Origin of the sequence: Pseudomonas sp. LS44 (assembly GCF_024730785.1) — a bacterium.
Lineage (GTDB): Bacteria > Pseudomonadota > Gammaproteobacteria > Pseudomonadales > Pseudomonadaceae > Aquipseudomonas.
In genome coordinates, this window is record NZ_CP102830.1 from 4166374 (window position 1) to 4192574 (window position 26201).

Genomic DNA, 26201 nt, shown 5'->3' on the forward strand with positions numbered 1-26201 from the left:
CAGGCGGCCCACCCGGGCCGCCCGCCCCGCCCGCCCCGCCAGCCATCAGCAGTTCTGACGGAGCCAGATTTCAGCTGTTTTCAAGGAGAAGTACCATGGCTTTCAACATTCACAACCGTAACCTGCTCAGCCTGATGCACCACAGCCCCCGCGAGTTGCGTTACCTGCTGGACCTCTCGCGCGACCTGAAGCGCGCCAAGTACACCGGCACCGAGCAGCAGCGCCTGAAAGGCAACAACATTGCGCTGATCTTCGAAAAGACCTCGACCCGTACCCGCTGCGCCTTCGAAGTCGCCGCCTACGACCAAGGCGCCAACGTCACCTACATTGACCCCAACTCTTCGCAGATCGGCCACAAAGAGAGCATGAAGGACACCGCTCGCGTACTCGGCCGTATGTACGACGCCATCGAGTACCGTGGCTTCAAGCAGGAAATCGTCGAAGAGCTGGCCAAGTTCGCCGGTGTCCCGGTGTTCAACGGCCTGACCGACGAATATCACCCGACCCAAATGATCGCCGACGTGCTGACCATGCGCGAAAACAGCGATAAACCACTGCATGACATCAGCTACGCCTACGTTGGCGATGCCCGCAACAACATGGGCAACTCGCTGCTGCTGATTGGCGCCAAGCTCGGCATGGACGTACGCATCGGTGGCCCGAAAGAGCTATGGCCGGAAGATGATTTCGTCAAACAATGCCAGGAGTTCGCCAAGGAAAGCGGCGCACGCATCACCCTCACTGACGACCCGAAGGTCGCGGTCAAAGGTGTCGATTTCATCCACACCGATGTCTGGGTATCTATGGGCGAGCCAGTGGACGCCTGGGGCGAACGCATCAAGTTGCTGCTGCCGTTCCAAGTCAACGCCAAGCTGATGAAGGCCGCCGGCAACCCACGGGTCAAGTTCATGCACTGCCTGCCGGCCTTCCACAACAGCGAAACCAAAGTCGGCAAAGAGATCGCCGCGAAGTATCCGAAGTTGAAAGACGGCATCGAAGTGACCGACGACGTGTTCGAGTCGCCCGCCTGTATCGCCTTCGAGCAAGCGGAAAACCGCATGCACACCATCAAGGCGATCCTGGTTTCGACCCTCGCCGACATGTAATCGCCGGATGCGCTTCCCGCGTTGCGACCCAGTCGCCGGTGCGGGAAGCGCCCCACTTTCTGGAGGAATTGAATATGCGTATCGTCGTCGCATTGGGCGGTAACGCCCTGTTGCGTCGTGGCGAGCCCATGACTGCTGACAATCAACGCATCAACGTGAAGATCGCGGCGGAGCAAATTGCCAAGGTGCATCCTGGCAACGAATTGGTTATCGCCCACGGCAACGGCCCCCAAGTCGGCCTACTGGCCTTGCAGGGCGCGGCCTACGACAAGGTCGCCCCTTACCCGCTGGACGTGCTCGGTGCAGAAACCGAAGGCATGATCGGCTACATGATCGAACAGGAAATGGGCAACCTTCTGCCGTTCGAGGTTCCCTTCGCCACCATCCTCACCCAGGTCGAAGTGGACGGTAAGGATCCGGCCTTCAAGAATCCGACCAAGCCGATCGGCCCGGTCTACTCGAAGGAAGAAGCTGAAGCCCTGGCCAAGGAAAAAGGCTGGAGCATCGCCCCGGATGGCGACAAATTCCGCCGTGTCGTCGCCAGCCCGCGGCCGAAACGGATCTTCGAGATTCGCCCGGTGAAATGGTTGCTGGACAAAGGCACCGTGGTCATCTGCGCCGGCGGTGGCGGTATCCCGACCATGTACGACGAGAGCGGCAAGAAGCTCAGCGGCGTCGAGGCGGTGATCGACAAGGATCTCTGCTCCTCGCTGCTGGCCCAGGAACTAAACGCTGACCTGCTGGTGATCGCCACCGACGTCAACGCGGCTTTCGTCGACTGGGGCAAGCCGACGCAGAAAGCCATCGCCCAAGCTCACCCGGACGAACTTGAGCGCCTCGGCTTCGCCGCCGGCTCCATGGGCCCGAAAGTCCAGGCCGCCAGCGAATTCGCCCAGGCCACCGGCAAGGTCGCGGTAATCGGCTCGCTCGCCGACATCGAGGCCATCGTCCAAGGCAAGGCCGGCACCCGTGTCAGTACCGCCAAGCCGGGCCTGAGTTACTACTGATCCACCCAGCGCGGCGACCGGAGCAACCGGTTGCCGCCGCTACCCCGCCATACCGCCAGTCGCCTGCCTAGCGACCAGCCCCGACAATACGTATGACCACTCGCGTCAATAGTGACTTAATAGTCACAATCCTCGTCAGCGTAAGCATCCAAATTCTAATTACGTGCACCGCCTCCGGACTTCCTGTCCGTGGACTGTGAGGCCGTAGCTGCCATTCCGAGCTCGCCGTAGCGCATGCAAGGGCCTATTTGAAGGAGTTGCCGAGTAATGTCACGTTTGCCAGTCATTGTTGGTTTTGGCGGTTACAACGCCGCGGGGCGTAGCTCCTTTCACCATGGGTTTCGTCGCACCGTGATCGAGTCCCTGGACGCTCTGACCCGTCAGGAAACCCTGGCTGGTCTGGCCGTGATGATGAAGCTGGTGAAAGTGGTCAATGGCAGCTTCCACTCCAGCACCGACGAGCCACTGTCGCTCGCCGACATCGAAACGCGCTTCGCGGCGCAGATTCTCGACTCCACGTTGGTACGGCGCATTGAAAAGCGCTACCTCGACGTCGACGCCGTGCATTGGCAGAAAAACCTCAGCCTCAGCAGCGGCGATGACAATCCGCTGACCTTCGTTACCCAGCGCAAGCAATTGCCCGAGCCGCTGCCGGCCAATTGGTCGGTAGAGCCGCTAGAAGACAATGCGGTACGCGTCACCCTGCTGGGTGGTTGCGATATCAAGGTCGATAGCTTCCGTGCTCTGCCGGTCAAATCCGCCGGCCAACTGCCGACTGGCTTCGAGCCGGATGAGCTGTATGCCTCGCGCTTCCACCCGCGCGGCCTGCAATTGGCGATCATCGGGGCGACCGACGCCTTGCGCTCCACCGGCATCGCCTGGACGACCATCCTCGAACACGTCGCTCCGGACGAAGTAGCCGTGTTTGCCGGCAGCTCCATGAGCCAGCTCGATGAAAACGGTTTCGGCGGCATGATGCAGTCGCGCCTCAAGGGCCACCGGGTCACCGCCAAACAATGCCCGCTGGGGCTGAACACCATGCCGGCGGACTTCATCAACGCCTATGTACTGGGTAGCGTCGGCACCACCGGCAGCGTCACCGGCGCGTGCGCGACCTTCCTCTACAACCTGCAAAAAGCCATTGATGTGATTAACAGCGGGCGCGCGCGCGTGGTGCTGGTCGGGAACAGCGAAGCGCCAATCACCGCGGAAATCATCGAAGGCTACGGCGCGATGAGTGCCCTGGCCACCGAAGACGGCCTGCGCAATGTGCAGGGCGGCGGCGAGGTGGACTTCCGCCGTGCCAGTCGACCGTTTGGCGAAAACTGCGGTTTCACCCTCGCCGAATCCACCCAGTACGTGGTGCTGATGGACGACGCCCTGGCCCTGGAGCTGGGCGCCGACATCCATGGCGCAGCCACCGATGTGTTCATCAACGCCGACGGCTTCAAGAAATCCATCTCCGCTCCGGGGCCAGGCAATTACCTGACCCTGGCCAAGGCGGTCGCCAGCGCCGTGCAACTGGTGGGCCTGGAAGGCGTGCGCCGACACAGCTTCGTGCATGCGCACGGCTCCAGCACCCCGGCCAACCGGGTCACTGAATCGGAGCTGGTGGACCGCGTCGCCGAAACTTTCGGCATCGAGGAATGGCCTGTGGTGGCGGTCAAGTCATACGTCGGCCACTCGCTGGCGGCCGCTAGCGCCGATCAACTGATGTCAGCGCTAGGCTCTTTCAAGCACGGCATCCTGCCGGGGATCAAGACCATCGACCGGGTGGCCGATGATGTGTTCCGCCGCCACTTGCACATCTCCACCGAAGACCAGAGCCGCCAGGAGACGCCGTTGGACGTGTGCTTCATCAACTCCAAGGGGTTTGGCGGCAACAACGCCAGCGGCGTGCTGCTGGCGCCGCGGGTGGTCGAGAAGATGCTGCGCAAGCGTCATGGCGAAGAGGCGTTCGCCGCCTACAGCGTCAAGCGCGAAGCGACCCGCGCTGCTGCCCAGGCGTACGATGAACAGGCGCTCAAGGGCCAATTCGACGTCATCTACAACTTCGGCAACGACATGATCGACGATCAGGCCATCGAGCTCGGTACCGAGCAGATCAAGGTGCCGGGCTTCAGTCGGCCGTTGGTCTTCCACAAGGATGAACGCTTCAGCGACATGCTCGACTGAGGCTCGCTGGCGAGTTCCCGCGCCTACGCCAATCCCGTAGCGCGGGCCATGCCACTTTGTGGCTCTGGGCCGCTCCTACCAGTTAGTCATCCACGCACTTAAGCGCGCTCGCGGGCCAGACGCAGCAGCTCGCCGCGCCAGCTCGCCTTAGCCGGCAAGGCCAGGAACGAGGGATTGAGATAGGACTCGCGCGCCGCATACGTCAGCGGCGCACCGTCGATATCCAACACTTCGCCACCGGCGCCTTCCAGCACGCCCTGGGCAGCCGCCGTATCCCATTGCGAGGTGGGCGCCAGACGCGGATAACAGTCGGCATCGCCCTCGGCGAGCAGGCAGAACTTCAGCGAACTGCCGATATTGGCCAGCTCGATCGCACCGAAATGACGACTCAAACCAGCCAGCAAGCTTTCTTGCGCCGGACTGGAATGCCGCCGGCTGGCCACCACGGTAAAACCGCTGACGGGCTCGGCGCGCACCCTGATCGCCTGCTCCTGGCCCTGCGCGTCGGCGCACCAGGCGCCCAGCTTGGCACCGCCGTAATAACAGCGACCGGTGGTGGGCTGGCCAACCACGCCGAACACCACCCGCCCCGCTTCGATCAACGCCACGTTGACGGTGAACTCCTCGCTGCCGGCGATGAATTCCTTGGTGCCGTCCAGCGGGTCGACCAGCCACCAGCGTGTCCAGTTGGCGCGCTCGCTCAGGGGGATTTCGCTGTCCTCTTCGGACAACACCGGAATCTGCGCATCAAGTGCGCACAAGCCGTCGGCCAGCACCTGGTGAGCGGCCAAATCGGCAGCGGTCACGGGCGAGGCGTCGGCCTTTTCGACCACGGCCACATCGGCGCGCCAATACGGCAGGGTGGCGACACCGGCGGCACGCACCAGTTCGATTACCACGGGCAGCAACGGATGGCTCATAGGGTGATCTCGCCACGCTGGATGAGCAGGTCGCGCGCCAGATACAGCGCCGCCAATGCGCGGCCTTCGCTGAACTGCGGATGTTGGATCAGGTTGGCCAGCTCGCGCAGATTGACCTTGTCGACACGCATGGACTCGGGCTCATCGCCGGGCAGACGCTCTTCATACAGATCGCGGGCCAGCACCACCTGGATGCGCTGGCTCATGTAGCCGGGCGACAAGCTCAGTTCGGCCAGGTACTCGAGCTGCCGGGCACCAAAGCCGGCCTCTTCCTTGAGCTCGCGATTGGCCGCGTCCAATACATCCTCGCCCGGCTCGACCAGCCCTTTGGGCAGTGACAGCTGATAGTCGTCAGTCCCCGCGCAGTATTCCTCGACCAACAGCGCGTGCTCGGCGTCGGCCAGCGCCACGATCATCACCGCGCCATAGCCCGTGCCCCGGTTGGCCAGTCGCTCATAGGTGCGCTCGACGCCGTTGGCGAAACGCAGCTGCAGCTCCTCGACAGTGAACAGGCGGCTTTTGGCGACAACCTCGCGGCCGAGGACAGTGGGTTTCTGACGCATGGGACGACTCCGTGGCATGAGCAGGCGGGTTATCATACCCCGGCTTTGCCGATTGTCCGCCGCGCCGATTGCGCCATCTACCACCGCTGCTCGCTGAATCCGCCATCATGCCGACACTGCCCTGGGCCGAGATCGACACCGTCCTGCTCGACATGGACGGCACCCTGCTCGACCTGCATTTCGACAACCATTTCTGGCTCGAACACCTGCCGCAACGCTACGCCGAGCACCACGGTATCAGCCGTGCCGAGGCCGACGCCGAACTGCTGCCGCTGTTTCGTGACCATGCCGGTACCTTGAATTGGTATTGCACGGACTTCTGGAGCCGCGAGCTGAAGCTGTCGATCCGCGAACTCAAGCGTGAAGTGGCCGAATTGATCAGCCTGCGTAGGGATGCCGACATCTTTCTTGCCGCACTGCGGCGCAGCGGCAAGCGCGTGGCACTGATTACCAACGCGCACCGCGACTCGCTGTCGCTGAAACTCGAGCGCATCGAGCTGGCGGCGTATTTCGACCGCCTGATCAGCTCCCACGATTACGGCGTCCCCAAGGAAGACCAGCAATTCTGGCTCGCCCTGCAAGACGATTTTGGTTTCGACCCGCCGCGCAGTCTGTTCATCGACGACAGCCTGCCAATTCTGCGCAGCGCCGGGCGCTTCGGCATCGCCCACCTGCTCGCCGTACGCGAGCCGGACAGCCGCAAGGGCCCGAAAGACACCGAGGAATTTGCCGCGCTAGGCGACTATCGCGACTTGCTGGCGGGGCTGTAGGAGCGAATTCATTCGCGATCATGGGCAACACCCATCGCGAATGCATTCGCTCCTACAGAAAGCTACTCGAGAACGCGCAGACAGATAGCTCCTCTCCCCCTTTCACTTATGACAAGAGGGAGAGGGCAAAATGGACGGCGCTAGGCTTGCGGCCAGCGCCTATTCCGGAATGCGCAGCACCTGCCCCGGATAGATCTTGTCCGGGTGACCGAGCATCGGCTTGTTGGCCTCGAAGATCTTGTTGTACAGGTTGGCGTTGCCATATTCGACCTTGGCGATGGCGCTCAGGGTGTCGCCCTTCTTCACCGTGACGAAGCGCGCCGCCGGCGCCGGTGCCGCCACCGTGATGCGGTCCTCGACCTCGCTGACCCCGGCGACATTGCCCAGCGCCAGCAGGATCTTCTCCTTCTCTTCCTGGCTGGCCACCTCGCCGCCGGCGACGACCTTCTCGCCCACCACCTCGACCTGGATATTCGGATTGCCTAGGCCGACCTTGGCCACATGCTCTTTCAGCGATTCGGCTGCCTGCGCTTCCTGACCTACCAGCGATTCCCACAGCTTGGCACCGGCTTCTTTCACAAAGGCGAAAATGCTCATCGTCAACTCTCCTGTCGATTGGTTTGGTCGCGACCGGGTAGCCCGCTCGCACGCCGGAAAGAGTCTAGCCAGCCCCCTGCATGAGCACCGACAAACCGACCAACGCAAGCCCCCGCGGGCGACAACGGCCGCGCAGAGCGCTTCGCCGCCGGGCCGCGCCAACCTGCCGGAGCTGGATTAAGCTGAGAGCCTGTTTACGATCTCGCGAGCTAGAGCCAGACAAGGCAAAAATGGCGAGGGAGCGGAGTTTACGCGCTGTAAATGAGCATGACTCGTTGCACTCGCCCTCCGGGTCGCGCTGAAGCGCGTTAGCAACAAGCTGCTTTCCGAGGCCATTTTTAACGCCGCATGGCCGACGCACAGTAGATCGTAAACAGGCTCTGAGCGGGCCGGCCGCGCAAGCGGTTAAGGCCTCAGCTTCTTCCCCCGTCACTGCGGAGTCAGTCATGTCGATTTCCATGCACCAGCTGTCCATCCCGGTATTCGAACGCATGCTCGGCAACCTCAGCGCGATCATCGCCAAAGCCGCCGCCCATGCCGAAGCGCGCAAGATCGATCCGGCGGTGTTCGTCAACGCCCGCCTGGCCCCCGATATGTTCCCCTTCAGCCGCCAGGTGCAGATCGCCTGCGATGCCGCCAAAGGCGCCGGTGCGCGCCTGGCCGGCGTCGAAGTCCCCAGCCATCCCGACACCGAAAGCAGCTTCGCCGAGTTGCAGGAACGAATCGCCAAGACCCAGACTTTCCTGAGCAGCCTCAGCCCAGCACAGTTCGACGGCAGCGAAGCACGGCGCATCAGTCTCAAGCTGCGCGACCGTGAAGTGGAGTTCCAGGGCCTGGACTTCCTCACCCAGTTCGCCCTGCCGAACTTCTATTTCCATATCAGCACCGCCTACGCCATCCTCCGCCATAACGGCGTGGATATCGGCAAGCGGGATTACCTCGGCGCCTGAGCATGGCGCGCGCGCCGCCTGATGGCATCGACGCCAGCGGGGCGCCATTAAAAGGCCAGTAAAACACGTCCAAAAGGCCGCTAAACCGGCCGATGGAAAGCAGCTTCAGACCCGCCGGAATCGACGAAGTTCCCCGGCAAAAACAACAAGTTACAGAACGCGAAAAGGTCGTGCTACTCGTCGGCAAATGCTTGTAAGCCGCCCGTCTCGCCCCGCAGGATCGCCTCCGTCATCCCACATAGGTGCTCCTGTTCATGAAGTACTCCTCGATCCTTCTGGTCTCTCTCGGCCTGTTCAGCGGCGCCGTCCTCGCCGATGGCGACACACGCGCAGGCGTCGGCGGTGCATTGGGTGGGGTGCTGGGTTCGGTCGTCGGCCAATCGGTCGGCGGCAGCACCGGTGCCGCCATCGGCGCCGGGGTCGGCGGTGCGGCCGGCGGCGCGGTCGGCGCCCAGCGTGGTAACAAAACCGAAGCGGCGATCGGCGGTGGTCTGGGCGCGGCCGGCGGCAACGTCATCGGCAACAAGATCGGCGGAACCACCGGCGGCCTGATCGGTGCGGCCCTCGGCGGCGGCGGCGGCGGCGCGCTGGGCAACCACTACGGCGACGCCAGCCGTGACGACGACGATGATGACTACCGCGGCGGCCGCAACTACCGCGACGGCGATCGCCACGACAATGGCTACCACCGCGGCCATCACAAGAAGCGCTGGAAACATCGCAATCGCCACGATCACGACGACGACTGATCGCCGCCCGAGCTGTTACCGGCAACCACGCCGGCAACTGACCAACGGGTAAATTTTTCGCCGCTGGCATGATCCAACCCAATACCAGGCGGCGCTCCATCCGTGACAATGGATGTTCCTGTTTCTTCCCCTCGAGGTTCGCAGCATGCGCTCAGTTCTTTCCGCAATCGCCCTGGCCCTGCTGGTCGCCCAAGGCGCCAGCGCCGACGACAACACCAAAGCCGCGGTTGGCAGCGGGATCGGCGGCGCGCTGGGTAATGTGCTCGGCCAGCAGGTCGGGGGCAGCACCGGCGCGGCCATCGGCGCCGGCGTCGGCGGTGCCGCCGGGGGCGCGATCAGCAGCAAGAGCGGCAATAAAACCGAAGCGGCGATCGGCGGCGGGCTCGGTGCCGCGGGTGGCTCGATCATCGGCGGCAAGCTCGGCGGCAGCACCGGCTCGGCCATTGGCGCCGGTCTCGGCGGTGCCGCCGGCGGCGCACTCGGCAACGACCTGGGCGATGACGACGGCGGCCATGGCCAAGGCAAGAAACACAAAAAGCATAAGCACGACTGACCCCCACGCTGCTCGACCCCGGCCCGTCCAGCGCGGGCCGTGCTCACACGGTGGCCTGCCTCGGGCCGACAAAGACCGCGTTCATTGATCCAGATCGATACTTCGCCGCGCCGCCAGGCCGAAAATGCCTCCAGCATTTAATCGATCGAGGTTCCCCTCATGCGTACTCCCTTCGCCACTCTGGCCATGACCCTGCTGGTTTCCCAAGGCGTGCTCGCCGAAGACAACTCCTACCTGAATGCGCGCAACGACAGCGGCCGCGCGCAGGCGCAAGTCGCTAAGCACCGCCACGTTGATCACCACGCCATCGCGCCGGCCAAGGCCGCAGTCCCGGCCCCAGCGGCGCCAGACGCCTAACCCAAGGCTTCGCGCTAATCCACGCGCGGCCCCCCCTCCATCTCCTCCAGGCGCTCCAACAAGCGCGCCCGCGCCGCATCGCGCAGCGCGATCGACTCCAGCCAGCCAGGTCCCGCCGCCCGCAGCGGCGCGCAGACGCTGACGGCGAGCGCACCGTGGCGCGGGAACCACTGGCCGTCGCGCAGCACCGTGCGCGCACCGCGGATGGCCACCGACAGCAGCGGCACGCCGGCCCGCGCAGCGACCACGAAGGCGCCCATGTGGAAGCCCTTCAGGCCCGGCTCGCGGCTGAGGGCGCCCTCCGGGAAGAACAGCAGGGATTGCCCCTGGGCGAGGGTGCCGGCCAGGGCTTCGGCATCCTTGACGCTGCGTTGCACATCGAAGCGCTCGACGAAACGGGCGCCGAGCTTGCGCAGGAACAGGCCGGCGATCCATTGCTCGGCCAGCTCGCGCTTGGCGACGAAGGCGAACCGCGGCGGCAGGGCGGCGCAGAGGATGACGCCGTCGAGGTAGCTGGCATGGTTGGCGACCAGCACGCTCAGGCCGGAGCTCGGCAGCTGCTCCAGGCCCTCGACCCGCAACGGCACGCCGCACAGGCGCAGAAACAGGCGCGCCGCGGCGCCGGCGAAGGACCGGCACCAAGGCTGTCGCGGTAGCAGCGCGACGCCCAGCCAGGTCAGCGGCGCCACCAGCCAGAACAGCAACCAGATATAGCCGGCATACAGCAGGCCGCGGCTGGCGCGCCAGCAACGGCCCGCCAGGGCCCGCGCGGACAGCCCCCCCAGGCGCAGCAGCTGCCGCCACACCGCGCGGCGGCGCCCGCCCAGTTCGCCGTGTTCGTACAGCTCGCGGCTGGCGGCGCGGCGGATCTTTCCGCTGGAAGTCTTCAGCACGCTGTGCGGCGGCGCTAGGACGATATCGTCCGGCGGCACGCCGGTGAGGTCGACGACGATGCGGTTGATCTCCTGCTGCAGGCGCTGGCGCGCGGCGGCCTCGCTGGCGTGGGTTTCCGCCAGCACCACCAGGCGCTCGGTACCGCTGGCCGGCGCGCGACTGCCGAACACCGCGACGCAGCCCTTGCGCAGGCCCGTCAGGTTGCCGACCGCTGCCTCGACATCGTAGGGATAGATGTTGCGCCCGGCGCGGATGATCAGGTCCTTGGCGCGGCCAGTCAGGTACAGCTCGCCGCCGGCCAGGTAACCCAAGTCGAGCGAGTCCATCCACTCGCCGTGCAGCACCCGTCGGGTCTCTTCCGGGTTGCGGAAGTAGCCGCGACTGGTGGACGGCCCCTTGAATTGCAGATGGCCCTCGATGCGCTCGGGCAGCTCGAAGCCGCCGTCATCGACGATGCGCAGCTGATGGCCCGGCAGCGCCCGACCGCTGGCGACGAAGCGCAGGCTATCGCTCGCCCCCGCCGCGGCGGGCCGCGCCTGGCCACGGGTCTGGAAAGGCGCGCGCTGCACCCTGTCGATCAGCGGGCCGCGCTCCAGGGGCGGGAAGGCCACGCCGAGTGTGGCCTCGGCCAGCCCGTACACCGGCGTCAGCGCCGAGGGCGCCAGGCCATAGCGGCCGAAGCGCTCGGCGAAGCGCTGCAGGGTATCCGGACTGACCGGCTCGGCGCCGTTGAGGGCCAGGCGCCAGCGGCTCAGGTCCAGGCCTTCGAGGTCATCGTCGTTGAGGCGGCTCATGCATAGCTCGTAGGCGAAATTGGGCGCCGCCGACAGCGTGCCGCCATAGCGGTCGAGGGCCCACAGCCAGCGCGACGGCCGCGCCAGGAAGGCCAGCGGCGACATCAGTACCAAGCTGTAGGCGTAGTACAGGCTGCCCAGCCAGGCCCCGATCAGGCCCATGTCGTGATACATCGGCAACCAGCTGACGAACACGTCACGCGGGCTGATCCGCACCCCCGCGCCCATGGCCCGCAGGTTGGCGAGCAGATTGGCGTGGCTGACCATCACCCCCTTGGGCTGCCCGGTGCTGCCCGAGGTGTATTGCAGGAAGGCAAGGTCTTGCGCCTGGCGTGGCGGCGTCACGAATTCGCCGCGCTCGTCCGCCAGCTCGGCCACCGTGGCGATCTCGCGCAGGCTCGGCACCTGCGGTTGGAGCAGACGGGCGAGTAACTTCGCCTCGGTCACGGTGAGCAACGCCACCGTCTCGGCGTTGTTGAGGATGCCAGCCTGGCGGCGCAGATGCTCCTCGATCTGCGACAGGCGCAGCGGCGGGTAGATGGGCACGGGGACGCCACCGGCCAGCAGCACGCCGATGAAACCGCAGAGAAAGTCGCGCCCGGTCGGCAGCATCAGCGCCACCGTCTGGCCGCCGCGCAGACCGCGGCGCTGCAGGCCGGTGGCCACGCCCAAGGCACCCTGGTACAAGGCGGCGTAGCTGAGGTCGTCGCTGCCGTCGCTGTCATTGAGCAGGCGCACATGGATGCGCTGCGGCTGGTGGTGCAGGTGCCATTCCAGCACTTCGATCAGGGTCGCCGCGGCATCCGGCGCGCTCGGCGCCGCGGCCGCGGCTTCCGCGCCAGGGCTGGCGGTCGGTGCGAGCGACGGCGACGCGCGGCCATGCGCCTGCACCGCGAGGAGGAGATCGGCCGGGGTCTCCGCGCTGGCGAACAGCTCTTCGGCAAAGCGCACGTCGAACGCCTGCTCGAGGCGCGACCACAGCTCGACCCGCGCCAGGCTGTCCAACCCCAGGTCACGGTCGAGGGCGCTGTGCAGGCTGACCTGCAAGCCCTCGGCCGCATACGGGCGCAACTCGACCACGGTTTGCCGGACGATACCGAGCAGCTTTTCCGCTGCATCGGCACCGCAGTCTGGACTGGATTGCTGAGGCAAGCGAGGCATCGGCAGTCCCTCATGGCAAGACCCTCGGGGGTCCTGGCCATTATGCGCCAATGCCGGCGACCGGGAAGACCGGCGTGGAGGCGCGTGATTTGGCCGTAGCCCGGATGTAATCCGGGGATATCACCGGAGAACCGTAGGATGGGTTGAGCGAAGCGATACCCATCGAAGATCCAGCGATGGGTATCGGCGCTGCGCTTCTCAACCCACGCGGCCCGACCCATCCTACGGAACTGCATTTGTCCCGGATTGCATCCGGGCTACGGTGCTGGCCCTCGGTGGAAAATGCTTCGCAGTTTTCCACCCTACGCAGACTGGCCGACTGGGTAGGGTGGATAACGCTTTGCTTATCCACCATCACGCCGGCAGAAAATGCTCATGGGCAAGACCCTGCACAGATTCTAAGCTGAGCAGAACAGCGCCCGCCCGGAGAGCCCCCATGCCAGCCAGCCTTGCCCCTGGAGTGACGCGCCGCGAGGCCTGGTCCTGGGCGATGTTCGATTTCGCCAACTCCGGCTACACCACGGTGGTGATCACCGCGGTGTTCAACGCCTATTTCGTCGCCGTGGTCGCCGAGGGAAAACCCTGGGCCACGCTGGCCTGGACCAGCACCATCGCCCTCGCCAATGCGCTGATCATCCTCAGCGCGCCGCTGGTTGGCGCCTACGCCGACGCCTTCGCCTGCAAGAAGCGCCTGCTGCTGTTTAGCACCCTCGGCTGCGTCGTCTGCACCGCCGCACTGGCCTGGGCCGGCCCCGGCGCACTGGGGATCGCCGTGCTGTTCGTGGTGTTGTCGAATTTCTGCTTCGGCAGCGGCGAGAACCTGATCGCCGCCTTCCTCCCGGAAATCGCCCGTGAAGATGCCCTCGGCCGGGTCTCCGGCTGGGGCTGGGGCTTTGGCTATGTCGGCGGTCTGGTCAGCCTCGGCGCCTGCCTGGCCTATGTCGGCTGGGCGCAGGGCCAGGGCCACGACGCGGCGCAGTTCGTGCCGGTGTGCATGCTGATCACCGCGGTGCTGTTTGCCGTGGCCAGCGTGCCGACCTTCCTGTTCCTGCGCGAACGCAGCCAGCCGCAACTGCAAGCCGGCGCCGTGCCGCTGGCCCAAGCGGTCTGGCGACGCTTCGCCCAGACCCTGCGCGAAGCCGGGCGTTATCGCGACCTGCGGCGCTTTCTCGCCTGTACCGTCTGTTACCAGGCCGGGATCTCCGCGGTGGTCACCCTGGCAGCCATCTACGCCAATCAGGTCATGGGCTTCAGCACCCAGGACACCTTGGTGCTGATCTTCGTGGTCAACATCACCGCCTCGCTCGGCGCCGTGCTGTTCGGCTGGCTGCAGGATCGCCTCGGCCATCGCCTCACCCTGGCGCTAACTCTATGCGGCTGGCTGGGGATGGTCGGCTTGGTCTGGGCGGCGCAGGGGCCGGCATTGTTCTGGCTGGCGGCGAATATCGCCGGCCTGTGCATGGGCGCCAGCCAGTCGGCCGGACGCGCCATCGTCGGTAGCCTGGCGCCGGCGACGCGGCTGGCGGAGTTCTTCGGCCTCTGGGGCCAGGCGGTGAAACTGTCAGCGATTCTCGGCCCGATGACTTACGGCCTGACCAGCTGGCTAAGCGGCGGCGACCACCGCCTGGCGATGCTGATCACCGGCAGTTACTTCGTCGCCGGGCTGCTGATCCTCGCCGGCGTCGACCTCGAGCGCGGCCGTCGCGCCGCCCTGGCCGAGGCCTAGGTTGGCGTTGAGCGCAGCGATACCCAACAAGCAAGCCGCAGGCTTGCCTGCTGCAGCCATCAGCCCGGCAACAACGCGCTCAACGCCTCGCGCAACGACGGCGGAATCGCCACCGGGCGGTTGCTCTCGCGGTCGACGAACACATGCACGAAACGCCCGGCGGCGCAGGCCTCCTCCTCGCCGTGCTTGAAGATCGCCAACTCGTACTGCACCGAGCTGTTGCCCAGCTTGCCGACCCGCAGGCCCACTTCAATGCGCTCGGGAAAAGCGATCGAGGCAAAGTAATCGCACGACGAGCTAACCACGAAACCAACCACTTCACCGTTGTGGATATCCAGCCCGCCCTGCTCGATTAGATAGGTATTCACCGCGCTGTCGAAGAAGCCGTAATAGACGACATTATTGACGTGGCCGTAGACGTCGTTGTCGTGCCAGCGCGTGGTGATCGGCTGGAAGTGGCGGTAGTCGCTGCGCAAGTGTTGGGGTTGGCTCATCGGTTTCTCTCGATAGGGTTCTTGTAGGAGCGAATTCATTCGCGATGGGAGACAGCCCTATCGCGAATGAATTCGCTCCTACGGGTATGGCGGGGCTCAGTAAGCAGCTCGATAAATCGCCAGCGCATCCGCCTCGCTGACGTCGCGCGGATTATTCACCAGCAGGCGCTGCTGCAACATCGCGTCGCTGGCCAGTTGCCCGAGCATCGCCTCCGGCACGCCGGCGTCGCGCAGACGGCTAGGCAAACCGCAGCGCTCATTGAGGGCCGCCAGCTCGCCGACGAACTGTTCGACCAAGTGCTCGACGCTACCCGGCTTGAGTTTGTCGCCCAACAACAGCGGCGCCAGTTCGGCGTACAGCGGCGCGGCGGCCGGCGCGTTGAAGCGCAGCACGTGCGGCAACACCAGCGCGTTGGAAAGGCCGTGAGGAATATGAAAGTGCCCGCCCAGCGGATAGGCCAGCGCATGCACCGCGGCGACCGGCGCGTTGGCGAACGCCTGACCGGCCAGCAAGGCGCCGAGCAACATGGCCTGGCGTGCTGCGCGGTTCTGCCCGTTGTGCACCGCCTCATGCAAGTTGGCCGCGAGCAAGCGCAGTGCCTCGCGGGACAGCAGGTCGGACAGCGGATTTTTCTTCAGCTTGCTGGTGTACGCCTCGATGGCGTGCACCATGGCGTCGATGCCGGTGGCGGCGGTCACCGCCGGCGGCAGGCCAAGGGTCAGCTCGGCATCCAACAGCGCCAGGTCCGGCAACAACAGCGGCGAGACCACGCCCATCTTGGTCGTCTCGCCGGTGGTGATGATGGCGATCTGGGTGACCTCCGAGCCGGTGCCGGCCGTGGTCGGCACCTGGATCAGCGGCAGGCGTCGGCCCTTTGCGTTGCCTACCCCATAGATGTCGGCGAGCGACTGCCGGCAATCGGGATGAGCCAGCAGCGCGACCAGCTTGGCCACGTCCATCGAACTACCGCCGCCGAAGCCGACGATCAGTTCGGCCTGCATGGCCTTGGCCTGTTCGACAGCGGCGAGGACGATGGCTTCCGGCGGGTCGGCGAGCACCTGGTCGTACACCGCGACGCTCACACCCTCGGCAGCAAAGCCGGGCAGCACGCCGTCGAGCAGGCCGAAACGGCTGATCCCAGGGTCGGTGACAATCAGCACCGAGCGCGCCTCGCGCTCGCGGCACAGGCTGGCCAGGCGCGCGGCGGCGCCGGCTTCGCAAAGGATCTGCGCGGTGGTGGCGAAGCTGAACGGCTGCATGGCGGTTCCTCTGGTTGTTTTTTGGTCGGTGAGTGCACCAGTTTTGCGGAGCGGGCCCAACCGTAGCCCATCCCTCTCTCTAGGCGCCCCCACCCACAAATGGGGAGGGAGTAGTCCGTGCACGGCGGGTCAGCCGCGTGTCACCCCTCTCCCTTTCTTGTATGAAGAAAGGGAGAGGGGCCGGGGGAGAAGGTCGCCCTCAAAATGGAAAGCGCCCCTCACCCAGACCGTAGGATGGGTTGAGCATAGCGATACCCATCAGCCTGCTCGTTGGGTATCGCTGCGCTCAGCCTGCGCGGCCCAACCCAACCGACCAAGACCGCTCCGGTCTTAAAACGCAAAGCTCTCTTCGCCCAGCGCCATCAAACACGCCGCACCACCGAGCAGGGCCTCGCGGTGGCCGCTGGCACGCGGCAGCACGCGACGCACGAAAAACTCCGCGCTATGCAGTTTGGCCTGGTAGAACGCGGCCTCGTCGCTGCCGGTCTCCAGTGCGTCCTGGGCGCGGGCGGCGGCCTGCAGCCACAGACCGGCGAGCAACACGTACGCCGAGTAGGCCAGGAAGTCCACCGAGGTCGCGCCGATTTCCTGCGGGTCACGCTGGCAGGTGGCAAGCACTTCAGCGCTCAAATCGCGCCATTCACTGATCCGCGCCTGCACGGTCTTGGCCAACTCGGCCAGCGCCGGGCGAGCGAGTTGCTCGTGGCATAGCACGCTCAGTTCGATCTGCAACGCCTTGAGTTCCGCCCCGCCATCGCCGAGCAGCTTGCGGCGGATCAGATCGAGTGCCTGGATACCGTTGGTGCCCTCGTACAGCTGGGTGATGCGGCTGTCGCGCATCAGCTGCTCCATGCCCCACTCGCGGATGAAACCGTGGCCGCCGTACAGCTGCACGCCGAGGCTGGCGACCTCCTGGCCCATGTCGGTGAAGAAGGCTTTGACGATCGGGATCAACAATGCCGCGCGCTTGCCGGCGGCCTTGCATGCCGCGGCGTCCGGGGCACCGTGTTCGAGATCGAGCTGCCGCGCGCAATAGGCGGCGAGCATGCGGCTGCCTTCGGTCAAGGTCTTCTGGGTCAGCAGCATGCGGCGCACGTCCGGGTGGACGATGATCGGGTCGGCCGGTTTGTCCGGCTGCATCGCACCAGTCAGACCGCGCGACTGCAGGCGCTCGCGGGCATAACGCAGACCGCCCTGGAACGCCGCTTCGGCGATGCCGAGGCCCTGCAGGCCGACCTGGAAGCGCGCGTCGTTCATCATGGTGAACATGCAGGCCAGGCCCTGGTTGGCCCCGCCGATCAGCCAGCCGGTAGCGCCGTCGAAGTTCATCACGCAGGTCGAGGCACCCTTGATGCCCATCTTGTGCTCGATCGCCCCGCAGCTCAGCGCGTTCTTGGTGCCCGGCGTGCCATCGGGGTTGGCGATGAACTTCGGCACCAGCAGCAGGCTGATGCCCTTCACCCCGGCCGGCGCATCGGGCAGACGGGCGAGCACCAGATGGATGATGTTGTCGGTGAAGTCCTGCTCGCCGCCGCTAATGAAGATCTTGTTGCCGCTGACCTTGTAGCTGCCGTCGGCCTGCGGCTCGGCCTTGGTGCGCAGCAGCGCGAGGTCGGTGCCGGCCTGCGGCTCGGTCAGGCACATGGTGCCGGTCCATTCGCCACTGACCATCTTGCTCAGGTAGGCGGCCTTGAGCTCTTCGCTGCCATGCTTGTGCAGCGCCAGCACGGCGCCTTCGGTGAGCCCGGAATACACGCGGAACGACAGTGAGGCGGCCATCAGCATCTCGTGGAAGCTGGCGGCGACCAGTTGTGGGAAGCCCTGGCCACCGAACTCGACCGGCCCGGTCATGCTCGCCCAGCCGTTGTCGACGTACTGCCGGTAGGCGTCGCGGAAGCCTTGCGGGGTGGTCACCTGACCGTCCTGGAGTACGCAGCCCTGTTCATCGGCATTGCGGTTCAGCGGGGCGACTACCTCACCGGTGTAGCGCGCGGCTTCATCCAGCACGCCGTCGATCAGCTCGCGGTCGAGGCCGCTGCCGAGCAGTTCACAGTGGCCGCTGACGTCGAACAGCTCATGCAGGACGAAGCGCATGTCGCGCAGCGGGGCCTGATAAGTCATACGCGACCCTCCTGCATGTCAGCGAAACGCTTGCCGCTGCTGGCCAGTTGTTTGATCAATGCTGCCGGCTGCCAATGCGCACCGAACAGCTCTTGCAGGCGCTGCAAGCGCGCGAGAATTTCGCCCAGACCTTGCCCGTCGGCCCAGGCCATCGGCCCGCCTTGGCTGGCAGGGAAGCCGTAGCCGTTGCGGTAAACCAGATCAATGTCTTGGCTGTTGGCGGCGATGTTCTCCTCGAGAATCTTCGCCCCCTCGTTGACCAGCGCCAGCAGGCAGCGCTCGAGGATTTCCTCGTTGCCGATGTCCCGGCGACGGAAGCCCAGCCCCTCGGAAACCCGCAGCACCAGCGCATCGACCTGCGGGTCGTGCTCGGCCTGGCGGCTGCCTTCGGCGTATTGGTAATAACCCAGGCGCGCCTTCTGGCCGAAGCGACCGACTTCGCAGAGCGCGTTGTCGACCTGCACCAGCGGATCATCCTGGCCTTCGCCGGACAGCTGACGCGAGCGCCAGCCGAGATCGATGCCGACCACGTCGTACATGCGGAACGGCCCCATGGCGAAACCGAAGCCCTGTAGCGCGCTATCGACCTGCGCGGGAAAAGCGCCTTCGAGCAGGATCTTGCGCGCTTCACGCACGTAGGTTTCGAGCATCCGGTTGCCGATGAAGCCGTGGCAGTTGCCGGCCACCACGCTGACCTTGCCGATGCGCTGGGCCAGCTCGCGGGCGGCCTCCAGCACGGCCGGCGCGGTTTGTTCGCCGCGGACGATTTCCAGCAACTTCATGATGTGCGCCGGGCTAAAGAAATGCAGGCCAAGCACTTGTTGCGGACGATTGGTGACCCCGGCGATGGCGTCGATATCCAGATACGAGGTGTTGCTGGCGAGGATCGCCTCCGGCCGCACGCGCGCGTCCAGGGTGCGGAAGATCTGCTGCTTGAGTTCGAGGTTCTCGTACACCGCCTCGATCACCAGATCGGCATCCGCCAGCGCCGCGTAATCGCCGACTGGGGTAACCCGGGCCAGACGCGCGGCGCACTCGGCCGCGTCGATCCGCTCGAGGCGCAGGTTGTGCGCATTGGTCTCGGCCAGCACGCCCATGGCCTGCTCGAGCATTTGCGGATTGTTGTCCAGCCACAGCACCGGCACGCCGGCGTTGGCCAGGCTCATGACGATGCCACGGCCCATGGTGCCGGCGCCGATCACCGCGGCTTGCTGAATGGAGAAGGCGGACTGGCTCATGGTTATTCCTCTTGTAAGAACCCGTGCGAAAACGCCGACGCGACAGCCCTGCGGCCAAAACGAAGTGCGCAAAAAATCGTCAGCAACCTTAGAGTAGGCACTACTATTTTTGAAATTTAGTCTTGTGATAAGTCGTATTTAGCAGATGAATATCTCGACCTTCGATCTCAACCTGCTGCGCGTGCTGGATACCTTGCTGCGCGAACGCAACGTTTCCCGCGCCGCCGAACGCTTGGCGCTCAGCCAGCCGGCGGTGAGCAATGCGCTCAATCGCCTGCGCGAATTGCTCGACGATCCCCTCTTGGTACGCGCCGGGCGCAGCATGCAGCCGACGCCACGAGCCCTTTCACTGGAAGCGCCGATCCGCGCCGCGCTGGCGCAGATCGAGCAGAGCCTCAGCGGCGCCGAGCAGTTCGATCCGGCGCGCAGCCGCCAGCGCTTCAGCGTCGCGATGACCGACTACGTCGAGCTGCTGTGCATGCCGCGGCTGCTGGCGCAACTGGCCGAGGAAGCACCAGGCATCAGCATCGCCCTCGTCCAGCTCGGCTCGCAATTACCGATCGACGCGCTGGACAAAGGCGAGCTCGACCTGGTCCTGGGGCGCGTCGCCAGCCTGCCCAGCCGCTTCAGCCGGCGGCAATGGCTGAACGGCACGCTGTGTCTGGTCAGCCGCCGCGACCACCCGCTGTTGACTGGCGCGCCCGATCTGCAAACCTTCCTGCGCCTGCGTCACCTGTGGGTGCATGGCGGACAAACCCGCGGCATGGTCGATCAGTGGCTAGCCGGGCAGGGTCTGAAGCGCGCCATCCACTACACCACGCCGAACTACCTGCAGGCCGCGCACATCGCCGCCAGCACCGACCTCACCGTGGTGCTGCCCATCCACCTGGCCGAACACTTCGCCACCCTGCTGCCGCTGGCGTTGCATCCGCTGCCATTCGATGTCGGCACCTTCCAGCTGGAGATCGTCAGCCTCGGCCAGCGCCAACGGGATGCGGCCTTGCAGTGGTTGATCGAACGGATCGGCGCGATCGGCCAAGCGTAAGCAAGCACTGAGACCGTAGGATGGGTTGAGCACAGCGATACCCATCGATCCGTCCGTTGGGTATCGCTGCGCTCAACGCCAACCTACAAAAGCCCGTCAGCCTAACGCCGCCTCCACAGGCACCTCGCGCTTGGCCGCGACTGTGGGCGAGGAGAACACCAGATAGCCGTCCTCGACCTTGCCGAAACGCAGCAGGGCGAGGTCGAGGGCGTAGTTCTGGTAGAGCTTCCACGGCGCGCGGTCGCCCTGGCTGGGCATCTTGTCCGCGGCGCGGTGGATGTAGCCGGAATCCAGGTTGAGGAAGGGTTCTCGCTTGACCTGGCAGCCAACGTCGCGCGGCGTGCACTGGCGCATGCCGATGGCGTCCATGTGGTTGATCACCCGGCAGAAGTATTCGCTGGAGAGGTCGGCCTTGAGCGTCCAGCTGGCGTTGGTGTAACCCAGCACCGCGGCGGCGTTGGGCAGGTCGCGCAGCATGATGCCGCGATAACCCATGCTTTGCGCGGGGTCGAACGGCTGGCCGTCGAGCGTCACCTGCATGCCGCCGAACAGCACCAATTCAAGGCCGGTGGCGGTGACGATGATATCGGCGTCGAGGGTTTGCCCGGATTTCAGGCGGATACCGGTTTCGGTAAAGGTATCGATGTGGTCGGTGACCACCGAGGCCTTGCCCTGGCGCAAGACCTTGAACAGGTCGCCGTCCGGCACCGCGCAGACCCGCTGGTCCCATGGTTTGTAGCTCGGGCTGAAGTGGCGCATGTCGAAGTCTTTGCCAAGCTGGCGCTGGGCGATGCCGAGCACCGCTTTACGCACCAGCCCGGGGAAGGCTTTCGACAGGTAGAAGAACACCATCTGCAAGGCCACGTTGCGCGCCCGCGCCTGGCGGTAGACCCAGTTCTCCGGCAGGAAACGCCGCAGGATGTTGGAAATCACGTCCTTCTTCGGCAGGTTGATCACGTAGGACGGCGAGCGCTGCAGCATGGTGACGTGCGCGGCCTTGTCGGTCATCGACGGCACCAAGGTCACCGCGGTGGCGCCACTGCCGATCACCACGACTTTCTTGCCGGCGTAATCGAGATTTTCCGGCCACAACTGCGGATGGATGACCTCGCCCTTGAACTGTTCGCGCCCGGCAAACTCTGGGGTATAGCCGCCTTCGTAGCGGTAGTAGCCGGTGCACATGAACAGGTACTGACAGCTCAGGCGAATCGGCTCGGGCTCGTCGCCGCGCTGCACGTCCAGGGTCCAGGTGGCGCTGCTACTGCACCAGTCGGCCTTGAGTACTTTGTGCTGGTAACGGATCTTGCGGTCGATGCCGTTCTCCCGCGCGGTTTCCTCGATGTAGTTGCGGATCGACGGACCATCGGCAATCGCCTGCGGATCGCTCCACGGCTTGAAGTTGTAGCCGAGGGTGTACATGTCCGAGTCGGAACGGATGCCCGGATAGCGGAACAGATCCCAGGTCCCGCCCAGCGCCTCGCGCCCCTCGAGAATCGCAAAGGTCTTGCCCGGGCACTGCTGCTGCAGATGGTAGGCGGCACCGACACCGGACAGACCGGCGCCAACGATCAGTACGTCAAAGTGTTCAGCAGGCATGGCGACTCCTCGAAATGGGCCTGGCGCAGTCCATGGATTCAAGACCGCCAGCGCGATGTCTGCCAGATTCGCCGCCCGATGCGAGCTTGTCCCCGACCGTAGGTTGGGTTGAGGAGTCTGCGACGAAACCCAACGGGCAGCTCGTAGGGCGTACTCGCGCAGCAGTACGCCAAGGCGGCAGAAATGAGCGGCGGACTGTTCGCTACGCTCCTGAGCGGCCGGCGCCTGGAGGACGGGGCCGGCGCTCAACGCCAACCTAGCGGGTTTCGAGCAGCTGCCTGACCGCGGCATAGGGATAGTTTTCCAGCGCGGCGAAACCGGGAATGCTGCGTGCCTTGAGCTTGGTGAACAGCGGCACGCTGATGCCGCAGAGGAAACGGGTCAGGCATTCGACGCTCGGCTCAGCCTCTTTCAACTCTTCATAGCGCTGGCTGAAGCTGGCGCACAGGCCGTGCAGCTTTTGCTGGTCCACGGTCGGCAGCGGCGGCGGCTCCGGCAACCGGGCGATCTGGCCATGACACACCGAACAATGGCCGCAACGCTGCGGCGCCTGTCCATCACCGAAATACGCGGCGAGCCGCTGGCTCAGGCACTGCTCGCTGGCGAACAGCGCCAGCATCGCGTGGATGCGGACGATCTCGCTGGCTTCATGCTGCTGGAAGTAGCGGTGCAGATCGGCGCTCAAGGCCTGCGGGTCGAAATCAGGATCGAGCAGCGCGTAGACCTCGGTCATCTGCTTGCTTTCCAGCTCGATCCAGCCCTGCTCCTGGAACCAGTCCAGCGCCTTGACCACCCGGCCGCGCTCGGCCTGATGCTGTTGATAGAGCGCGTCGAAATCCACCGTGCACCAGGTCCGCGCGCGTTGCGAGCTGGCGACGATGGCGGCAACGAATTGGCGCCGTTCGCCACTGAACCGCTCAAGTAGCGCGTCGGGTTCAAGCAGGTACTTGAAGCGGTATTCGGCGAAATAGGCATAGCGCGGAGCGATGATGCCGCGCAGCTCCAACTGCACCAGCAGGGTCTTCAGCGGCAGTTGGCGGATATTGCTCTGCTCGCTCAAGGCATTGAGCAACAGCTCCCACTGGCCGTCCTGCCCGGCTGCCAACAGTTCATCGAGCACGCAGCGGATGCCGCCGAGCTCCGGCGTATCGCCGTAGACGAAGTTTTCCAGCACGTTAAGGCTGTCGCGGTTAGCCAGCACCAGGCAGTCGGACGGCTGGCCGTCGCGCCCGGCACGGCCGATCTCCTGGCTGTAGTTCTCGATGGATTTCGGCAAATCGAAATGCACCACGTTGCGGATGTCGCTCTTGTCGATGCCCATGCCGAAGGCGATGGTGGCGACGATGCAGTTCAGCTGCCCGCTCATGAACTGGCGCTGAATGGCCTCGCGCTGCTCGTGAGCCATGCCTGCGTGGTAGGCGCTGGCGGGAATGCCGCGCTGGCTGAGATGCTCGGCGATCTGCTCGGCGGTCTTCTGCTGGGTGACGTAGACGATGCTTGGCTGACCGGGTTTGGCGTTCAGCCAGTCGACCAGGCGACGGCGTTTATCCGCGCCGCTGACCGGTTCGACCAGCAGGTTGAGGTTGGGCCGATAGAAGCCGGTGGTGATCACGTCCGCCTCGTTGATGGCGAACTTGCTGCGCATATCGGCGATCACCTTCGGCGTCGCCGTGGCGGTCAGCAGCAACACCTGGGGAATGCCGAATTGACGCTGATAATCGGGCAGCTTGAGGTAGTCGGGGCGGAAATTGTGGCCCCACTCGGAGATGCAGTGCGCCTCGTCGATCACCAGCAGGGAAATCGGTACCTGGCCGATGAAATGACGGAAGCGCTCGTTCTTCAGGCGTTCGACCGAGATCATCAGGATCTTCAGCTCACCGGCCTTGGCCCTGCGCATGGTCTCGGCGGTCTGCTCGCGGCTCTGCGCCGAATCGACGCTGGCCGCGGCGATACCGTGGCGGGCGAGAAAGGCCAGTTGGTCCTGCATCAGCGCCAACAGCGGCGAGACCACCAAGGTCAGATGCGGCAGATGCAGGGCCGGCAGCTGATAACACAGCGACTTGCCCGAGCCGGTGGGAAAGATCGCCGCCGCCGAGCGCCCAGCCAGCACGGCGCCGATCGCCGCCTCCTGGCCGGGGCGGAAACTGCGGTAGCCGAACACGCGTTCGAGGGTGGGGTACATAGGCTGTCACTCCGTTGCCGGCTGTAGCGGTCGCTGACCGTAACGCGCTGAACATGCTTTGGGTAGGAGCGATTTCATTCGCGATCCGTGGTGATCCGACGGGGATTATCGCGAATGAACTCGCTCCTACACATGCCCCGCGCACGCCACACAGGCCACGCACTGCGAGTCTGATCGTGCCCACGCTCTGGGTGGGCATGCAGCCCGCGACGCGGAGCGTCCTCGGCGGGGTTCCCGCGCGGAGCGTGGGAACCATCAGCAGCGGCAGAAACGACAAAGCCGCCCGGAGGCGGCTTTGTCACATCACGCGCGGTGCAGCTTAGAGCTGCGGGCCGGCGTTCTTGATGGCGTCGCTGACGTCGAACTTCTGGAAGTTGTCGACGAACTGCTTGGCCAGGCCTTTGGCGGCTTCGTCGTAGGCGTTCTGGTCAGCCCAGGTGTTGCGCGGGTTGAGCAGGTTGGTTTCGACGCCCTGCACTTCCTTCGGCACGCTGAGGTTGATGATCGGCAGTTGCTCGGTCTCGGCGCCGATCAGCGCACCGCTCTGGATCGCCGCGATCACGCCACGCGTGGTGGGGATGTTGAAGCGCTTGCCGACACCGTAGCCGCCGCCGGTCCAGCCGGTATTGACCAGGTAGACCTTGGAGCCGAAGCCGCGGATGCGCTTGATCAGCAGTTCGGCGTACTCGCCGGCCGGACGCGGGAAGAACGGCGCGCCGAAGCAGGTGGAGAAGGTCGACTTGATGCCGCCGCCCGAGCCCATTTCGGTGGAGCCGACCAGCGCGGTGTAACCGGAGAGGAAGTGATAAGCCGCTTGCTCTTCGTTGAGGATCGACACCGGCGGCAGCACGCCAGTCAGGTCGCAGGTCAGGAAGATCACCGCGTTCGGCTCGCCGCCGAGGTTCTGCTCGCTGCGCTTCTCGACCAGCTCCAGCGGGTAGGCGGCGCGGGAGTTCTGGGTCAGGCTGTCGTCGGCGTAATCCGGCACGCGGTTCTCGTCGAGCACCACGTTTTCCAGCACCGCGCCGAACTGGATGGCTTTCCAGATCACCGGCTCGTTCTTCTCGGACAGGTCGATGCACTTGGCATAGCAACCGCCCTCGATGTTGAACACCACGCCTTCGCCCCAGCCGTGTTCGTCGTCGCCGATCAGGTAGCGGCTCGGGTCGGCGGACAGGGTGGTCTTGCCGGTGCCGGACAGGCCGAAGAACAGGGTCACGTCACCTTCTTCACCGATGTTGGCGGCGCAGTGCATCGGCAGTACGTCGGCGGTCGGCAGCAGGAAGTTCTGCACGCTGAACATGGCTTTCTTCATTTCCCCGGCGTAACGCATGCCGGCAATCAGGACTTTCTTCTGCGCGAAGTTGAGGATCACGCAGCCGTCGGAGTTGGTGCCGTCACGCTCCGGTACGCACTCGAAGTTGGCGACGTTGAGTACTTGCCACTCGACGCGAGCGGCCGGGTTGTACTGCTCCGGATTGATGAACAAGCAACGGCCGAACAGGTTCTGCCAGGCGGTCTGGGTAGTCATCTTCACGGCCAGGTAGTGATCGGCGGCCGAACCTACATGAACGTGGGAGACGAAATGGTCCTGGGCGTTGTTGAACGCCTCGACGCGGTCCCACAGGGCATCGAACTTGTCGGCCGGGAACTTGCGGTTGATCGGACCCCAGGCGATGGCGGCGCTGGTGCTCGGCTCGTCGACGATGAAACGGTCGACCGGCGAACGCCCGGTGCGGTGGCCGGTGCGGACCACCAGAGAGCCATTGCTGGCGAGCTCGCCTTCGCCGCGACGGATGGCTTCTTCGATCAATTGGGCCGCGCTGATGTCGGTGTACACGGCGGTATTGGCTTGCGTCATGTGATTCCCCATCGGCTCCAGGGCCGGGCTTGCGAAAAATGTAGTAAACCTAAAGCACTACTACAGAAAAAAAGTGCGCGGA

21 protein-coding genes are annotated in these 26201 nt (G+C 65.0%); 10 read left to right on the top strand and 11 right to left on the bottom strand.

What is annotated here, in order from left to right:
• The first annotated feature begins 95 nt into the window (after positions 1 to 95).
• From NVV93_RS18720 to NVV93_RS18730, 3 genes are all read left to right on the top strand, one after another.
• Entirely contained in the window at positions 96 to 1106 is a 1011-nt protein-coding gene (locus NVV93_RS18720) for an ornithine carbamoyltransferase (RefSeq protein WP_258252167.1), read from the top strand.
• Positions 1107 to 1180: 74 nt separating this feature from the next.
• Positions 1181 to 2113, top strand: coding sequence for a carbamate kinase (arcC, locus tag NVV93_RS18725; protein ID WP_258252168.1), 933 nt, complete (start codon positions 1181 to 1183; stop codon positions 2111 to 2113).
• Positions 2114 to 2380: 267 nt separating this feature from the next.
• Positions 2381 to 4288, top strand: a complete 1908-nt coding sequence (locus NVV93_RS18730; RefSeq protein ID WP_258252169.1) for a beta-ketoacyl synthase — start codon at positions 2381 to 2383, stop codon at positions 4286 to 4288.
• A gap of 98 nt (positions 4289 to 4386) precedes the next feature.
• On the opposite strand, the gene cysQ is transcribed toward NVV93_RS18730, so the two are convergent.
• Together cysQ and nudE are read right to left on the bottom strand one after the other, a co-directional pair.
• The gene (gene cysQ, locus NVV93_RS18735; RefSeq protein WP_258252170.1) at positions 4387 to 5208 is read right to left on the bottom strand and encodes a 3'(2'),5'-bisphosphate nucleotidase CysQ; all 822 of its coding nucleotides are present in this window, start codon (positions 5206 to 5208) and stop codon (positions 4387 to 4389) included.
• Entirely contained in the window at positions 5205 to 5771 is a 567-nt protein-coding gene (gene nudE / locus NVV93_RS18740) for an ADP compounds hydrolase NudE (protein WP_258252171.1), read from the bottom strand. The genes cysQ and nudE overlap by 4 nt, the downstream gene beginning before the upstream one ends.
• Positions 5772 to 5878: 107 nt before the next feature.
• Between nudE and yrfG the strand changes: the two genes are divergently transcribed.
• Positions 5879 to 6541, top strand: a complete 663-nt coding sequence (gene yrfG / locus NVV93_RS18745) for a GMP/IMP nucleotidase (protein ID WP_258252172.1) — start codon at positions 5879 to 5881, stop codon at positions 6539 to 6541.
• Between the two features lie 159 nt (positions 6542 to 6700).
• Here the strand turns inward: yrfG and lysM are convergent, their stop codons facing one another.
• Positions 6701 to 7138: a peptidoglycan-binding protein LysM gene (lysM, locus tag NVV93_RS18750; RefSeq protein WP_258252173.1), complete on the bottom strand. Its 438-nt coding sequence runs from the start codon at positions 7136 to 7138 to the stop codon at positions 6701 to 6703.
• A 446-nt stretch (positions 7139 to 7584) separates the two neighbouring features.
• Between lysM and NVV93_RS18755 the strand changes: the two genes are divergently transcribed.
• From NVV93_RS18755 to NVV93_RS18770, 4 genes are all read left to right on the top strand, one after another.
• Positions 7585 to 8088 carry a DUF1993 family protein gene (locus NVV93_RS18755; RefSeq protein ID WP_258252174.1) on the top strand — a complete coding sequence of 168 codons (504 nt, stop codon included), beginning with the start codon at positions 7585 to 7587 and terminating at the stop codon, positions 8086 to 8088.
• Between the two features lie 254 nt (positions 8089 to 8342).
• Complete coding sequence (locus NVV93_RS18760) at positions 8343 to 8837, top strand: glycine zipper domain-containing protein (protein ID WP_258252175.1); 495 nt, start codon at positions 8343 to 8345, stop codon at positions 8835 to 8837.
• A 145-nt stretch (positions 8838 to 8982) separates the two neighbouring features.
• Complete coding sequence (locus NVV93_RS18765; protein ID WP_258252176.1) at positions 8983 to 9390, top strand: YMGG-like glycine zipper-containing protein; 408 nt, start codon at positions 8983 to 8985, stop codon at positions 9388 to 9390.
• 159 nt (positions 9391 to 9549) lie between these two features.
• On the top strand, positions 9550 to 9747 hold the full coding sequence (locus NVV93_RS18770) for a hypothetical protein (protein ID WP_258252177.1): 198 nt from the start codon (positions 9550 to 9552) through the stop codon (positions 9745 to 9747).
• A gap of 14 nt (positions 9748 to 9761) precedes the next feature.
• On the opposite strand, the gene NVV93_RS18775 is transcribed toward NVV93_RS18770, so the two are convergent.
• Positions 9762 to 12596: an AMP-binding protein gene (locus tag NVV93_RS18775; RefSeq protein WP_258252178.1), complete on the bottom strand. Its 2835-nt coding sequence runs from the start codon at positions 12594 to 12596 to the stop codon at positions 9762 to 9764.
• Between the two features lie 436 nt (positions 12597 to 13032).
• Between NVV93_RS18775 and NVV93_RS18780 the strand changes: the two genes are divergently transcribed.
• Positions 13033 to 14322 (top strand): MFS transporter, encoded by a 1290-nt coding sequence (locus NVV93_RS18780; RefSeq protein ID WP_258252179.1) that lies wholly within the window; start codon positions 13033 to 13035, stop codon positions 14320 to 14322.
• A gap of 59 nt (positions 14323 to 14381) precedes the next feature.
• Here NVV93_RS18780 and NVV93_RS18785 read toward each other — a convergent pair whose 3' ends face one another.
• The 4 genes from NVV93_RS18785 to NVV93_RS18800 form a co-directional block, all read right to left on the bottom strand.
• Complete coding sequence (locus NVV93_RS18785) at positions 14382 to 14816, bottom strand: thioesterase family protein (protein ID WP_258252180.1); 435 nt, start codon at positions 14814 to 14816, stop codon at positions 14382 to 14384.
• A 96-nt stretch (positions 14817 to 14912) separates the two neighbouring features.
• Positions 14913 to 16076 (bottom strand): iron-containing alcohol dehydrogenase, encoded by a 1164-nt coding sequence (locus NVV93_RS18790; RefSeq protein WP_258252181.1) that lies wholly within the window; start codon positions 16074 to 16076, stop codon positions 14913 to 14915.
• 330 nt (positions 16077 to 16406) lie between these two features.
• Positions 16407 to 18197, bottom strand: a complete 1791-nt coding sequence (locus tag NVV93_RS18795; RefSeq protein ID WP_258252182.1) for an acyl-CoA dehydrogenase C-terminal domain-containing protein — start codon at positions 18195 to 18197, stop codon at positions 16407 to 16409.
• Positions 18194 to 19435: a 3-hydroxyacyl-CoA dehydrogenase gene (locus NVV93_RS18800; RefSeq protein ID WP_258252183.1), complete on the bottom strand. Its 1242-nt coding sequence runs from the start codon at positions 19433 to 19435 to the stop codon at positions 18194 to 18196. Before NVV93_RS18800 ends, NVV93_RS18795 begins: the two co-directional genes overlap by 4 nt.
• Positions 19436 to 19580: 145 nt before the next feature.
• Here NVV93_RS18800 and NVV93_RS18805 point away from each other — a divergent pair, with 145 nt between their 5' ends.
• A complete protein-coding gene (locus NVV93_RS18805) occupies positions 19581 to 20480 on the top strand; it encodes a LysR family transcriptional regulator (protein ID WP_258252184.1) in 900 nt (299 codons plus the stop codon).
• Between the two features lie 96 nt (positions 20481 to 20576).
• Here NVV93_RS18805 and NVV93_RS18810 read toward each other — a convergent pair whose 3' ends face one another.
• The 3 genes from NVV93_RS18810 to NVV93_RS18820 all read right to left on the bottom strand — a co-directional run bounded on the left by NVV93_RS18810 (position 20577) and on the right by NVV93_RS18820 (position 26119).
• A complete protein-coding gene (locus tag NVV93_RS18810; RefSeq protein WP_258252185.1) occupies positions 20577 to 22076 on the bottom strand; it encodes an NAD(P)/FAD-dependent oxidoreductase in 1500 nt (499 codons plus the stop codon).
• Positions 22077 to 22332: 256 nt separating this feature from the next.
• On the bottom strand, positions 22333 to 24258 hold the full coding sequence (locus NVV93_RS18815) for an ATP-dependent DNA helicase RecQ (RefSeq protein WP_258252186.1): 1926 nt from the start codon (positions 24256 to 24258) through the stop codon (positions 22333 to 22335).
• Positions 24259 to 24577: 319 nt separating this feature from the next.
• Entirely contained in the window at positions 24578 to 26119 is a 1542-nt protein-coding gene (locus tag NVV93_RS18820; RefSeq protein ID WP_258252187.1) for a phosphoenolpyruvate carboxykinase, read from the bottom strand.
• Positions 26120 to 26201: the final 82 nt, after the last annotated feature.